We start from the raw sequence: 13,282 nt of genomic DNA on the forward strand, positions 1-13,282 counted from the left end.
CAGAGCGGGCCCCTGTCATTGATAGGAGCCCGCTCTGTTTTGCTATTCCAAGAATTGTAGGGTATTGTTTATTATCTTAGTCTTCCGCTGACAATATAGCTGTGTAATGCGTGAAATACACCTGCTCGGTTAAAGGCTACAAGAATAACTAGAATAACGGGACCGATGATCAGCCCAAGCATACCGAACAGCTGCAAACCTGCAAACATACCGACCAGCATAGCAAGGGGATCAAGCCCAATGCTGCTGGCGAGCACTTTCGGCTCAAGCACTTGGCGGGTTACAAGGATAACGGCATATAGGATAGTAAGTCCGATCCCCAGTGCCAGATTGTCTGTCATGTAAGAGTATAACGCCCAAGGAATCATTACGATTCCAACCCCTAAATAAGGCAACAGATCCACAAAACCAATCATTAAGCCAATAGCGAAAGCAGATTTTACACCCAAGAGCAGCAACCCGATCACGACAATGACCGCTGTAATGGAGATCAGGATTAGCTGAGCCCGGAGATAGCCGAAGAGAGCTTTTCGCAGATCCCGCCAGATACCCGATACCGGCTTTAAGAATGGGGCTGGCAGCCAGCCTGTGAGTTTGGCATTATGTCTTTCCCAGCTAGTACTAATAAAAAAGGCAGCGAGAACGACCACGATAAGAATTGTACCCATACTGGGTAGAGCGGAGATCAGCTTTAAGATCACATTAAAAAATCCGGTCACCACTTGCGTAACTGCGTAACCAACGGTTTCCGTTGTTCTGCTGATATTGCTGTCAATGGTGGCGTGATAGTCAGGATTGTCGCGGTAGAACTGATTTATCTGGTTAATGATATTCTGTATGCTTGCATTCTGGCTCAAGGACAGCAGAAGCTCTCTCCATTGGTCCGTATGAAGATTAAAGGTCTGCAGCAGCACGATCAATTCTTTCACTAGCCTTGTAATCATCGCGGTCAGTACTAGTGCGGTTCCGCCTATGTAAAATAGCAGCGAGAGCGACACCGCCAGCCACGCTGGGAGCTTAAGGCCTTTAAGAATCAACACTAGTGGATGCATGATATAAGCGAGCAACCAAGCGAGCAGGAGGGGGTATAACAGCGGAAGCAATAAATAGATTGCCAGCAGGAGGATAGAGGTAGCCAGAACGACCCACAGGCCGCGCAGCAGTCTTTTTAATGCTAATCGGTCCATACGAAGATCTACACCTCCTTCATTCCTGCGGATGCAGGGGAATAAAAGCTCGTCTTCATATATATTCATAGAACCTAATTAAAGACTAGGAAACGGGATGAATATTGGGCTGAACCGGATGCTATAAACTAAAATCTCAACTGTGAATCAAGGGTTTAGAAGTTTTTTTCTATCTCTGTGATAAAATCATTTGATGCGCTGCAAAGCTTCCACATTGTTCACATAACCGACAAAATCCAGTATGATGAATAAAGATTCGATTACGAAAGTCAGACAACATCCTCGCCGGATATGTCCTTGAACTGCACTCTTAGATTTTTCAATGCTTTAAATTGGAAATGTTTACATGAAAACGAGAATGCTTTTTATACCTTGTTGGCAAAGGAGAGATATGCTATGACAGCTACCAAAGGCTTGGAAGGTATCGTTGCAACAACTTCATCCATTAGCTCTATTGTGGATGGGGTACTCACTTACCGTGGTTATGATATTGATGATCTCGCAGAAAATGCTACCTTCGAAGAAACCGCTTATTTATTGTGGTTTGGCAGTCTACCAACAACACCAGAGCTGGAAGCGCTCAAACGGGATTTCAGTGCTTTCGCACGGATTCCTGAGCCAGTCATCGAGCAAATGAAGCTCTATCCAAAAGACACCAACACCATGGCAGCATTGCGGACTGCTGTATCAAGCCTTGCTCTCTATGATGAAGCGGCTGACGATATGAGTAGAGAAGCTAACGAGATTAAAGCAGTAAAACTACAGGCACAGCTCCCGACGGTTGTGGCGGCCCTATCGCGTATTCGCAAAGGTCTGGAACCTGTGGCTCCTAAAGAAGGCGTCTCGATTGCCGAGAACTTCCTGTATATGTTATGGGGAAAAGAGCCTGACAGTGTATCTGTTAAAGCGCTTGATACCGCACTTGTGCTTCATGCGGACCATGAGCTGAATGCTTCAACTTTTGCAGGCAGAGTTACGGTTGCAACCTTGTCCGATATTTATTCCGGCGTGACCTCCGCTATCGGCGCACTAAAGGGTCCACTTCACGGTGGGGCGAATGAAGCCGTTATGAAGATGCTTGAAGAGATCGGAAGTTTGGAAGCGGTTGAACCTTATATTCGTAAGAAGCTGGATAACCGCGAGAAGATCATGGGCTTCGGCCATAGAGTATACAAAAATGGTGATCCACGTGCTAAACACCTGATGAAAATGTCACTTGAACTTGGCACAATGAAAAATGATACTACGCTGTATGATATGTCCGTAAATATCGAGGAATTGATTACCGGACAAAAGGGACTTAAACCGAATGTTGATTTCTATTCGGCATCAGTTTATACACAGCTGGGTATTGAACGTGAGCTGTTCACTCCTATCTTTGCAATTAGCCGGACTTCAGGCTGGACTGCACATATTCTGGAGCAATATACAGATAACCGTATTATCCGGCCACGTGCAGAATACACAGGTATGATTGAACAGAAATACGTTCCAGTAGACGAAAGATAGAAGGGCAGCCTTGCGGGCTGCTCCTAAAGTTTAGTAGAATGAACCCTAGAATATATGCAATAATGCATATTCATACGTAGAGAGTTTTGTTCGAGGCTTGTCCATGAGAAATTAAATCCCACAAAACTTTAGGAGGAATACACTCAAATGTTGAAACTAGAAAAATTCGATCTGCCAACAGAAGGCGAACAAATCACAATTAAAGATGGTAAACTGCAGGTTCCTAATCATCCAATCATTCCTTTTATCGAGGGTGACGGCACAGGCCGTGATATTTGGAAGGCTTCCAAACGCGTACTTGATGCAGCAGTAACTAAAGCTTATGGCGGCACAAAGCAAATCGCTTGGTACGAAGTTTTTGCTGGCGAAAAAGCCTTCAATACATATGGCGAATGGCTGCCAAATGATACTTTGGAGGCAATCCGTGAATATTTTGTAGCTATTAAAGGTCCACTTACGACTCCAATCGGAGGCGGTATTCGTTCATTGAACGTAGCTTTGCGTCAAGAGTTGGATTTGTACGTATGTCTGCGTCCAGTTCGTTATTTCGAAGGGGTTCCTTCTCCTGTTAAACGTCCTGAGCTGGTGGATATGGTTATTTTCCGTGAGAATACGGAGGATATTTATGCAGGGATCGAATATCAAGAAGGTTCTGCTGAAGTGAAAAAAGTCATCGAATTCCTGCAAAAAGAGATGGGAGTTAACAAAATCCGTTTCCCTGAAACTTCTGGTATTGGTATCAAACCAGTATCCTCCGAAGGTTCAAAACGTTTGGTACGCGCTGCTATTGAATATGCGATCAAACACGGACGCAAGAGCGTAACGCTTGTGCACAAAGGAAACATCATGAAGTTCACTGAAGGTGCCTTCAAAAACTGGGGTTATGAAGTTGCTGAGCAAGAGTTCGGAGATAAGGTCTTCACTTGGAATCAATACGATGTGATTAAAGAACGTGAAGGTGAAGCTGCTGCCAATGCTGCTCAGAAGGATGCTGAAGCTGCGGGCAAAATTATCATCAAGGATGCCATTGCGGATATCGCATTGCAACAAGTTCTGACTCGTCCGACTGATTTTGATGTTATTGCTACCTTGAACCTGAACGGGGATTACCTGTCTGACGCGCTTGCTGCGCAAATCGGCGGTATCGGTATCGCTCCTGGAGCGAACATTAACTATATTTCTGGACATGCGATTTTTGAAGCCACTCATGGCACCGCACCTAAATATGCAGACAAAGATGTTGTGAACCCTGGTTCCGTGATTCTGTCCGGCGTAATGTTGCTGGAGCATCTGGGTTGGCAGGAAGCAGCAGATCTGATTTATAAAGGTATGGAAACAGCTATTAATAACAAAACCGTGACTTATGACTTTGCCCGCCTGATGGAAGGCGCAACTGAACTGAAATGCTCTGCATTTGCCGACGAGATTATTAATCACCTCTAAGATAGGCTGGCTCAACCAACTGAATATATTGAAGTTTAGCTAATACAAGCTATACCGACACCGTTCTAGGAGGAGAATCCTTGGCAATCAAACGTTATAAAATTACAGTTGTAGGTGCCGGTTTTACTGGTGCTACTACAGCTCTTATGCTTGCTCAAAAGGAGCTTGGTGACGTTGTGCTGCTTGATATCCCACAAATGGAGAACACAACCAAGGGGAAGGCACTAGATATGCTGGAAGCAGGTCCTGTACAGAAATTTGACAGTCAAATTACAGGAACCTCAAGCTATGAAGATGCTGCGGATTCAGATATTGTAATCATCACTGCAGGGATTGCCCGTAAACCTGGAATGAGTCGCGATGATCTCGTGAACACCAATGCAGGTATTGTGAAGTCGGTATGCGAGAACATAAAACGTGTAGCACCAGATTCCATCGTAATCATTCTGAGTAATCCAGTTGACGCTATGACCTATGCGGCATTTAATGCGCTGGGTTTTCCGAAGAGTCGCGTAATTGGACAATCCGGAGTGCTGGATACAGCCCGTTATAACACGTTTATTGCACAAGAGCTGAAGGCATCTGTTGAAGATGTACGTGGTTTCGTATTAGGCGGACACGGCGATGATATGGTACCGCTCGTAAGGTATTCCAGTGTCGGTGGCATTCCAATTGATACATTGATATCTGCGGAGCGTATTGATGAGATTGTGCAACGTACACGTGTAGGTGGCGGAGAGATTGTTAACCTCTTAGGAAATGGTAGTGCTTATTATGCACCAGCGGCTTCTTTAGTTCAGATGGCGGAAGCTATCTTGAAGGACAAAAAACGGATCATTCCGGTTATCGCTTTGCTCGAAGGAGAATATGGCTACGATAACCTGTTCATGGGTGTTCCGGCGTTACTTGGTGCCAATGGTATTGAGAAAATTTTTGAACTCGAGCTTACAGCTGAGGAAAAAGCGGCTTTAGATAAGTCTGCTGAATCCGTGCGTAGCGTAACAGCTGTGCTAACTTTATAGATTGTGACAGAGGTATGAAGAAACCCCCATTTTGTTCACTTAAAATGGGGGTTTCCTTTTCTTCTTAAGCAATAATGGGTATAATTAAATGTAACTATTATCACAGTTAAATCGGAGGAGATATGTTATGGATTGGAACGTTTTGTTTTTCTTACATATGATCGGAACCTTGGCACTTGGCTTCTACCTTGTGCTACCCTTCATCCTAGGACGTGCAGAGAAACTGTCGTCTGGGGCTAAAGAAGGAACGTTAAGTGCAGTAACCGGATTTAATCGTTTTGCGCAGTATGGATTGGTGATCCAACTCCTTACAGGCGGTTACATGATGACCAAAGGTGATTATTCAGTAGCGTGGATGATTATTGTTGTTGTGTTACTGCTAGCGATGTTTGCGCTTGGCGGTATTATGAGCAAACCTTTGCGTCTTGCAGCAGCTGGAATTCGTGAGAACCGCGACGTTAGCGCAGAGACTGGCAAATTGCGCACACTTAGTGCACTGCTTACGGTGTCATTGCTATTGATGGTATTCTTTATGGTGTTTAACGACATAGTTTAATTTACAGCGAATTATACCCGCCTCCGTAATGGAGAGCGGGTTTTTCGTATGTTCCGGTAATTTATCTTCATTAACGTTAATCCCTGATAGGATCCGTATAAGACTTCGGCCGGTAATTTAACGGAGAAACACCCGTCCATCGTTTGAATTGTCGGCTGAAGTGGCTCTGGGAAGCAAACCCGAGTTGTTCAGAAATCATCTGTATTTTTAAATCGGTATGAAGCAGCAAATGTTTTGACTTCTTTAATCTTAGATTAGTTATGTACTGCCTAGGAGATATCTTATATACCTTTGTAAACAACTTATGGCACTGCACCCGACTTAAGCAAAGCTGCTCAGCAATCAAATTAACCGTGAGCTCCGGCAAATGAATATTGGCTGCAATATATTTTTCAATCTGATGAGCAGTTTCCACCTCGTACAAAGAGTTTGCTTGTCGCGCTGCGTTGGAATTCTCCGAATTCGAGAGCTGTACATCAATGAGTTCAGTCAAAATCATCAGGATGATCGCTTGCAAACGAAGCCTTTCTTTTACAAGAATCATTTCTTCAATTTCCTCGGGAAATCCAGTGGAGGCCGTCGTGGCGAGAATATTGTTCTTAATAAATTCATCCAAATGTTCCAGTTGGTGATTTAATCCCGAATGCTGCATTTGCTGGTTATTCCATTTCTGTACAGCTTGAGACTGAAACCAATCACGAAACTTTAAATCGTCAATATCGAAATGAAAGGAGAGGTAGATATAGTTGCTTAGGCCAGAATTAACTACATAATGACGTAAGCCAGGCGGAATAATTAACCAATCTCCTTTACCAAAGGCAATGGAGCTTCCTTCTACATATTGATGGGAGTTGCCGTCGTAGCAATACAATAGTTCGAAGATTTTGTGATGATGATCAGGGTATGCCCACCCAGGTTCTGCTACACGATAATGAACACCGATCAGCTGCAGTGTACTCATAATGTTCGGAAAGCTGACTTTGTAAGCGATAGGAGTTCTCCTCCTTAGGATCAATAGGGATGTTCTTAATTATATCAAGGATACCTATACATATGACCGTTTTGCAGTGCGAGCCGTTGATCATTCCATAGTTTTCTTTACAAAAGGTCAAAAAAAAGAATGAAATCATCATTTGAATCACTTTAGAGAACAGGGATAATGGAGGAACCTAGGGAAGTATTTCGAGAAACGGAAGGAAGTGTAATGAAGTGGGAAAGTTGTGTAGGAATATACTAATCTTATCTTCTTTACTAATGGCTTCATTGACTCTTACTCACGGTAAAACAGAGGCATCCCTATTAAAAGATGGGGCAGAGAGGCAGCCTCCAACCCGAATTGCAAGCGTATACAAGTTTAATTTTACAAACCAAGTTAAAACAGGATATCAATCCGTTAGGTATGATCCTAATCGCGGTGCACAATTGTATGACTCATCTTTAGGTTATGGTTTTGTTCAAGAGACCAACGCTTTACCCGCCAGAGAAGTGCACACCGACTCAATTACATCCGATGGAACAGGTTTTTTCATCACAGAACCTATTTTTTTTGCTGAACCTAAATCTGAGAAAGATAATTATAACAACTACGGAATGGCGTTTCGAATGGATGCTCCCCCTGGAACCTACAACGTATATGTAAAAACGACTTCTGACGCAGAGGATGGGATCGTGTCAGTATCAGGAATGCAGACCAGCCGCTTGTTGAAAAGTGGACATTGGGACGCTGCAAAGCTTGTACCCGTCAAGCATACGGCTGTAGCCAAAGGGAAAGAGTGGACTTATACGTATGTAAACGGCCGTGACCATATAGATATTGAGATCGAACCGAACAAAGTGAACACAGCTGTGGGGATTGAGGAGATCATACTGGAACCGATTTTGCCACAGCATAGAGCAGTTGGTGCTCTTCCGAATTTATTTATACTTGGAGATTCCACGGTCAAGTCCTACACCTTCGACGAAGCACCAATGAGTGGTTGGGGCCAGATTATTGGCAGTATGTTTAATCAACATAAATTGAGTGTAACTAACTATTCCATGGGAGGACGCTCGTTTAAAAATGCCTATACAGAAGGTCGACTGAACGACATTTTACTGAATGGCAGCATTGGAGATTATGTGTTTATTCAATTCGGACACAATGATGAGAGCGCAGATGAGTTCAGACGTTACGGCAGAGGTTCGACAGAAGCAATGTATGAAAATTATCTTAAAGAAGTTTATCTCCCTGCGATTCAAGCCCGGGGCATGATACCAGTACTGGTAACGCCAATGTCCAGAATTAAAGGGAATGCAAGTCCGGGATATATCTATGAAAATTCTTTTAAATCAAGAAAGTTTGTAGATATTCTTAAACGGGTCGCAGATGAATCTGGAGTTACACTTATTGACCTTAACTCGGAAAGTCTGAAATATTATAACGAGATCGGTGCAGAAGCAATAACAGCCCTCTTCATGTCAATTGAAGCCGGAGAAACGCCAGGCAAAACAAATGACGGAAGTTACGCTAACGGGCATCCTTCAAAGAAAGTCGATGGGACTCATTTTAAAGAAGCGCTCGCCAAACAATTTTCGCGGATGATTGTTACGGAGCTTGTAGAGAAAGGTGCTACTGGCGATTCTACTGCTGCCTCCATTACTGCTTACCTTAAAGGCAACGTTAAGCATGCGGCACTAACAGGGAACTGGGGTAAGATTTTTCCGGAAATAACGAATGATACGACGACCGGGGAAGTTGCTTATTACCGTAATCAAATTGACAAATTAATCCAGCTGGGAGTAATGGGCAAAGACCGTCAAGGAAATTTTAATCCGGATACGGTGATGACAGTTGCTGAATTCACACGCAGTATTTCTAAGTTAATGAAAGTGGAAAGATCAGATCTTGCCTATTATCCGAAAGGTAAGCTGTCACGTGAAACGATGGGTGCTATTCTCTATGACGTTTACCAAATAAAGTTTGCTAATAAACCTAAGTACATGACTGATTATAACGGCATAGCAGTAGTGCCAGGAGATCCTGGCTATGATTCAAATTTGGAGCCAGGAGCTAGAGGTGCGATGTACTATCCTCTTGTATCCTGGACGCAGCTTGTTGATACAGCGGACATTTCTCCTAATTTAATTTCAAAAGTGAAAAGTGCATATGAATTAGGACTCATTAGATCTGAAGTGGGGATTGCCAGAGGCGAAATGGTCAATGGGACAGAACTAGAACCTAAAGCTATAGTGACCCGGGAGAAAGCGGCCAAAGCTCTGTACTTTATGTGGGTGCTGGAACATGAAGTGAATGCAGAAAATCATGTTTCTTCTCTAAAATAGTCAGGGTGAACAATTCAAGGCACAGCAGCGATGCTGTGTCTATTTGTATGCAGTGAATTCCTCTCCACTTACAGCAGTGTATCTCTCGCGGTTGTTTATTTCTACTTTCATTGTGGTAAGTAAGATTCGTAAAGCGATTTAAGAAAATGACAAACCCAGCGTATAAACGTGCATAGTTGTGCCATCCTAAGACGATCAGTTAACTATCAATTTGCTTAACGAGAGGAGATAGGGAAGATGTCAGGCAACAATAAACAAGCTACAAAAACCTTACCCCCACAGGAGCAGCATCATCAGCCAGGGATTGAGAGTGAAATGACGCCGCTGCCCAAATACGAGCCGGCAAATTATAAAGCAGCAGGTAAACTGCAAGACAAGGCGGCGTTAATTACCGGTGGAGACAGCGGAATTGGGCGTGCAGTTGCTGTGCTTTTTGCTAAAGAAGGCGCTGATGTGGTCATTTCATATCTTAATGAACACTCAGATGCAGAGGAAACTAAACGTCAGGTCGAGCAGGAAGGCCGCAAATGTATCCTAATTCCAGGTGATATCGGTGACGAGAAATTCTGTAAGGATCTTATTAAACAGACGGTGGAGGGCTTAGGAAAGCTTGATATTCTCATCAATAACGCGGCAGAGCAACATCCGCAAGCTAAGATCGAGGATATTACTTCCGAGCAGCTTGAGCGTACTTTCCGTACGAATATATTTGCGATGTTCTATTTAACAAAAGCAGCTATGCCTCATTTAAAAGCAGGATCTACCATTATAAATACAACTTCAATTACCGCTTATCGCGGAAGCCCGCAGCTGCTGGACTATTCATCAACTAAAGGAGCTATTCTTAGCTTCACACGATCCTTGTCCACGAATCTGGCAGAGAAGGGCATACGGGTAAACGGTGTTGCTCCAGGTCCAATCTGGACACCGCTGATTCCCTCTACCTTTGATGCAAAACAGGTTAGCGAGTTTGGAGGTACACAGCCTATGAAACGGCCTGGACAACCAGAAGAGCTGGCACCAGCCTATGTATATCTGGCCTCTGACGATTCCAGTTATGTGACTGGACAGGTTATTCATGTAAATGGTGGCGAGGTAGTAAACGGTTAGATCAGAACAGCTAATGTGAATAAATGGGTGTATTTCAATAAAAAAATATGTTACTATAAACCACGTTAGCATTTTAAAATTGTATATTTATGTCACTAGGGGTGCCGATTGGCTGAGACGGAATGGATTTCCGGACCCTTTGAACCTGATCTGGTTAAGACCAGCGTAGGGAAGTGGAGAACGAATTTCTGTTGTCGGGCTATTTGTAGTGCCGTCTATATACAGATTCTGACTGCCTTCCTTACGGGGGGCAGTTTTTTTGTTTTTTACTGACCTACAGGGAAGTGAGAGAGGAGATCGTGATGTTGCAAGCTGAGATCCATCTAATATCAGACGGCAAGCTACAGCTGAGACATTTTGTTGAACTAGCTGTCACGGTGCAGATATGGGTCGATTATATTCACCTGAGAGATAAGCAATGTCCTGCACGCGAACTACTCGCTGCGGCACAGGAGCTGTTGGCTGCCGGTATGCCCGCTACCAAACTGATAATCAACGACCGAATAGATGTAGCCTTGGCAGCTGGTGCCGCGGGGGTTCAGTTGGCCTGGCACAGTCTGAGTCCGGGTACAGCCCGGCGAATTGCACCTCAGCTTCGGCTGGGGAGATCGGTTCATTCTCCGGAAGAAGCGGCGAATGCCTCAGAGCAGGGAGCTGATTATTGCTTGTTTGGTCATGTATTTCCCTCGGATAGCAAGTTAGGGCTGCCCGCACGTGGGTTAGAGCTGCTTGCAGAAACGGTGAAGACCAGCTCTATTCCTGTAATTGCTATTGGCGGAATTAGCCCCGCTAATGCGGCACAGATCATTAGACAAGGTGCGGCAGGAGTTGCTGTGATGTCCGGTATTTGCGGAGCGGATGATCCTTATGAGGCCGCCAAAGCTATTCATATGGCGGTTCATTCATGGCCTGGAGGTAACAGCATGGGCGAAGGGGGTGATTCAGAATGAAGCTGTTGATTAACGGGAAATCCGCAGAGTGTTCTGGTGGTATTCAAACTATAGCTGATTTGATCAGTCTTCCTGAGTGGTCGGGTCGTCTGATGATCATTGAGCTGAATGGAGAAATTGTCAGTAAGGAGAATTATGAAAGTACTGCTCTGAGCGAGGATGATCGTTTGGAACTGGTGCACTTTGTTGGTGGGGGTTGAGATGGAGCGGTATAGAATTTTGAGAAATTTATAAGAACCAAAGGGAGGTAATTTCATGCATGACCCGTTACATATTGGCGGCATCGAATTAACCAGTAGATTATTTATCGGAACCGGAAAATATAGCCGGAATACGCTGATCCCCGAAGTGATTGCTAGCTCTGGTTCTCAGGTGATTACTGTAGCGCTTCGCCGAGTGGACCCGCAAGGTGGAGCAGAAAATATCATGAACCACATTCCCGGCCACATGACTCTTCTGCCTAATACCTCAGGAGCGCGTACAGCGGAAGAGGCAGTCCGTATTGCAAGATTTGCAAGAGCTGCGGGACTGGGGAACTGGGTCAAGATCGAAGTGATCAATGATCAGAAATACCTGCTTCCAGATAATCTGGAGACCATACGAGCTACAGAGATTTTAGCAGCGGAGGGTTTTGTAGTATTGCCATATATGAGTCCGGACCTTTCGGCTGCTTTACGTCTGAGAGATGCCGGTGCTGCTGCTGTGATGCCGCTTGGTGCGCCGATCGGGACGAATCGCGGCCTGCGCACTAAGGAGCTTGTGCGTATTCTTATTGAAGAAGTGAATTTGCCGATTATTGTAGACGCCGGGATTGGCAAGCCCTCGGAAGCGGCGGAAGCAATGGAGATGGGGGCCGCTGCTGTTCTGCTTAATACGGCTATCGCAACGGCACGTAATCCGCTCGTCATGGCGGAAGCGTTCCGCGAGGCGATATCCGCTGGCCGCAAAGCTTATTTGGCAGGACTGGGTCCTGTAGAAGAAGTTGCTTTTGCTTCGTCACCGTTGACTGGATTTTTGAACTGAATTTGATAGGTCACGAAAGGAGGGAAGATTAGCATGAGCTTTTTTGACACACTGGCCCGCTTGGAGCAGTATCCTTATGAGCAGCTGTGGAAGGAGTTCCGGGAGGATGACGTTAAGCGGGCGCTTGGAAAAGACAAGCTGAACGAAAATGATTTGCTGGCATTGCTTTCTCCGGCAGCAACGCCGCTGCTAGAGGAGATGGCGTTGGCTGCACAGCGACTGACCCGTGCACATTTTGGTTATTCGATGCAGCTGTTCACACCGATGTATCTTGCGGATTTTTGTGTGAATCATTGTACCTACTGCAGCTTCAGCTCCATTTATGATTTTCCGCGCAAAAAGCTGTCCTTGGAGGAGGTCCGCAGGGAGGCTGAGAAGATTGCAGCTACAGGTCTGCGGCATATCCTCATTTTGACTGGTGAATCGCGCCGGGAGAATCCTGTCTCATATATTAAGGATTGCGTAGATGTACTCAGGGAATTTTTTTCCTCTGTCAGTATTGAGATAAATCCTCTATCAACTGCAGAATATAAAGAGCTTCTTCAAGCAGGGGTGGATGGATTAACACTATACCAAGAGGTGTACCACCAGGAGACTTACAGAAAGCTGCATGTTAAAGGGCCTAAAAGAAACTACCGGAATCGCCTGGATGCACCTGAACGCGGCTGTCAGGCAGGTTTTCGTTCTGTGAATATTGGTACGTTGCTCGGGATGTATGATTGGCGGCAAGAGGCATTCCAAAGTGCCATGCATGCCCGCTATTTGCAGGATCGGTATCCAGATTGCGAGATCAGTCTGTCACCTCCGCGGTTTCGGCCTTATTTAGGGGAATTTAACCCGGAGTGTGATGTTACCGACCGATCGCTAGTGCAGATTATTTTGGCATACCGGTTATTTTTACCCCGTTCGGGCATTACTTTATCTACACGAGAGCCTGCCTCTCTACGCGATCATTTAATTCATCTAGGAATAACTAAGATGTCAGCCGGGGTCACTACTGAGGTGGGCGGTCACACTAATGCAGGGGGAACTCCGCAATTCGAAATATCCGATGGCCGTAGTGTGCAGGAGATTACGGAAATGCTATATACGAAGGGTTTGCAGCCCATTTTTAAAGACTGGGATATCCTGACCGAATCAACAACGTAACGCTTGTATTAT

The 13,282-nt window shown here is 44.9% G+C and carries 12 protein-coding genes and 1 riboswitch; of the genes, 10 read left to right on the forward strand and 2 right to left on the reverse strand.

Going from position 1 to position 13,282, the window contains the following annotated elements; translation table 11 throughout:
- Positions 1-71: 71 nt before the first annotated feature.
- Positions 72-1,187, reverse strand: a complete 1,116-nt coding sequence (ytvI, locus tag NSQ91_RS09890) for a sporulation integral membrane protein YtvI (protein ID WP_076124908.1) — start codon at positions 1,185-1,187, stop codon at positions 72-74.
- 396 nt (positions 1,188-1,583) lie between these two features.
- Here ytvI and citZ point away from each other — a divergent pair, with 396 nt between their 5' ends.
- The 4 genes from citZ to NSQ91_RS09910 all read left to right on the forward strand — a co-directional run bounded on the left by citZ (position 1,584) and on the right by NSQ91_RS09910 (position 5,717).
- Entirely contained in the window at positions 1,584-2,696 is a 1,113-nt protein-coding gene (citZ, locus tag NSQ91_RS09895; protein ID WP_036678915.1) for a citrate synthase, read from the forward strand.
- 147 nt (positions 2,697-2,843) lie between these two features.
- Positions 2,844-4,139 (forward strand): NADP-dependent isocitrate dehydrogenase, encoded by a 1,296-nt coding sequence (gene icd / locus NSQ91_RS09900; protein ID WP_036678918.1) that lies wholly within the window; start codon positions 2,844-2,846, stop codon positions 4,137-4,139.
- A gap of 80 nt (positions 4,140-4,219) precedes the next feature.
- Positions 4,220-5,161 (forward strand): malate dehydrogenase, encoded by a 942-nt coding sequence (gene mdh, locus NSQ91_RS09905; RefSeq protein ID WP_340917576.1) that lies wholly within the window; start codon positions 4,220-4,222, stop codon positions 5,159-5,161.
- Between the two features lie 127 nt (positions 5,162-5,288).
- The gene (locus NSQ91_RS09910) at positions 5,289-5,717 is read left to right on the forward strand and encodes a hypothetical protein (RefSeq protein WP_036678923.1); all 429 of its coding nucleotides are present in this window, start codon (positions 5,289-5,291) and stop codon (positions 5,715-5,717) included.
- A gap of 76 nt (positions 5,718-5,793) precedes the next feature.
- On the opposite strand, the gene NSQ91_RS09915 is transcribed toward NSQ91_RS09910, so the two are convergent.
- Positions 5,794-6,678 carry an AraC family transcriptional regulator gene (locus NSQ91_RS09915; protein WP_139329862.1) on the reverse strand — a complete coding sequence of 295 codons (885 nt, stop codon included), beginning with the start codon at positions 6,676-6,678 and terminating at the stop codon, positions 5,794-5,796.
- Positions 6,679-6,926: 248 nt separating this feature from the next.
- Between NSQ91_RS09915 and NSQ91_RS09920 the strand changes: the two genes are divergently transcribed.
- From NSQ91_RS09920 to thiH, 6 genes are all read left to right on the forward strand, one after another.
- Entirely contained in the window at positions 6,927-9,038 is a 2,112-nt protein-coding gene (locus NSQ91_RS09920) for a GDSL-type esterase/lipase family protein (RefSeq protein WP_340917578.1), read from the forward strand.
- Between the two features lie 237 nt (positions 9,039-9,275).
- Entirely contained in the window at positions 9,276-10,148 is an 873-nt protein-coding gene (locus NSQ91_RS09925; protein WP_038569678.1) for an SDR family oxidoreductase, read from the forward strand.
- 87 nt (positions 10,149-10,235) lie between these two features.
- Positions 10,236-10,337: riboswitch (TPP riboswitch) on the forward strand.
- Between the two features lie 113 nt (positions 10,338-10,450).
- Positions 10,451-11,098, forward strand: a complete 648-nt coding sequence (locus tag NSQ91_RS09930; protein ID WP_256716511.1) for a thiamine phosphate synthase — start codon at positions 10,451-10,453, stop codon at positions 11,096-11,098.
- The gene (gene thiS / locus NSQ91_RS09935; protein ID WP_038569682.1) at positions 11,095-11,298 is read left to right on the forward strand and encodes a sulfur carrier protein ThiS; all 204 of its coding nucleotides are present in this window, start codon (positions 11,095-11,097) and stop codon (positions 11,296-11,298) included. Before NSQ91_RS09930 ends, thiS begins: the two co-directional genes overlap by 4 nt.
- A gap of 55 nt (positions 11,299-11,353) precedes the next feature.
- The gene (locus NSQ91_RS09940) at positions 11,354-12,121 is read left to right on the forward strand and encodes a thiazole synthase (RefSeq protein WP_340917584.1); all 768 of its coding nucleotides are present in this window, start codon (positions 11,354-11,356) and stop codon (positions 12,119-12,121) included.
- A 33-nt stretch (positions 12,122-12,154) separates the two neighbouring features.
- Positions 12,155-13,270, forward strand: a complete 1,116-nt coding sequence (gene thiH, locus NSQ91_RS09945) for a 2-iminoacetate synthase ThiH (protein ID WP_076304385.1) — start codon at positions 12,155-12,157, stop codon at positions 13,268-13,270.
- Positions 13,271-13,282: the final 12 nt, after the last annotated feature.

The sequence above is a fragment of the Paenibacillus sp. FSL R7-0048 genome (genome assembly GCF_038004505.1).
GTDB lineage: Bacteria > Bacillota > Bacilli > Paenibacillales > Paenibacillaceae > Paenibacillus_AQ > Paenibacillus_AQ odorifer.

Excerpts from the sequence above, each read along its gene's own strand:
- ytvI (WP_076124908.1), bottom strand. The coding sequence starts at position 1,187 with ATGGACCGATTAGCATTAAAAAGACTGCTGCGCGGCCTGTGGGTCGTT.
- citZ (WP_036678915.1), top strand. The coding sequence starts at position 1,584 with ATGACAGCTACCAAAGGCTTGGAAGGTATCGTTGCAACAACTTCATCC.
- icd (WP_036678918.1), top strand. The coding sequence starts at position 2,844 with ATGTTGAAACTAGAAAAATTCGATCTGCCAACAGAAGGCGAACAAATC.
- NSQ91_RS09910 (WP_036678923.1), top strand. The coding sequence starts at position 5,289 with ATGGATTGGAACGTTTTGTTTTTCTTACATATGATCGGAACCTTGGCA.
- NSQ91_RS09915 (WP_139329862.1), bottom strand. The coding sequence starts at position 6,678 with ATGAGTACACTGCAGCTGATCGGTGTTCATTATCGTGTAGCAGAACCT.
- NSQ91_RS09925 (WP_038569678.1), top strand. The coding sequence starts at position 9,276 with ATGTCAGGCAACAATAAACAAGCTACAAAAACCTTACCCCCACAGGAG.
- NSQ91_RS09930 (WP_256716511.1), top strand. The coding sequence starts at position 10,451 with ATGTTGCAAGCTGAGATCCATCTAATATCAGACGGCAAGCTACAGCTG.
- thiS (WP_038569682.1), top strand. The coding sequence starts at position 11,095 with ATGAAGCTGTTGATTAACGGGAAATCCGCAGAGTGTTCTGGTGGTATT.
- NSQ91_RS09940 (WP_340917584.1), top strand. The coding sequence starts at position 11,354 with ATGCATGACCCGTTACATATTGGCGGCATCGAATTAACCAGTAGATTA.
- thiH (WP_076304385.1), top strand. The coding sequence starts at position 12,155 with ATGAGCTTTTTTGACACACTGGCCCGCTTGGAGCAGTATCCTTATGAG.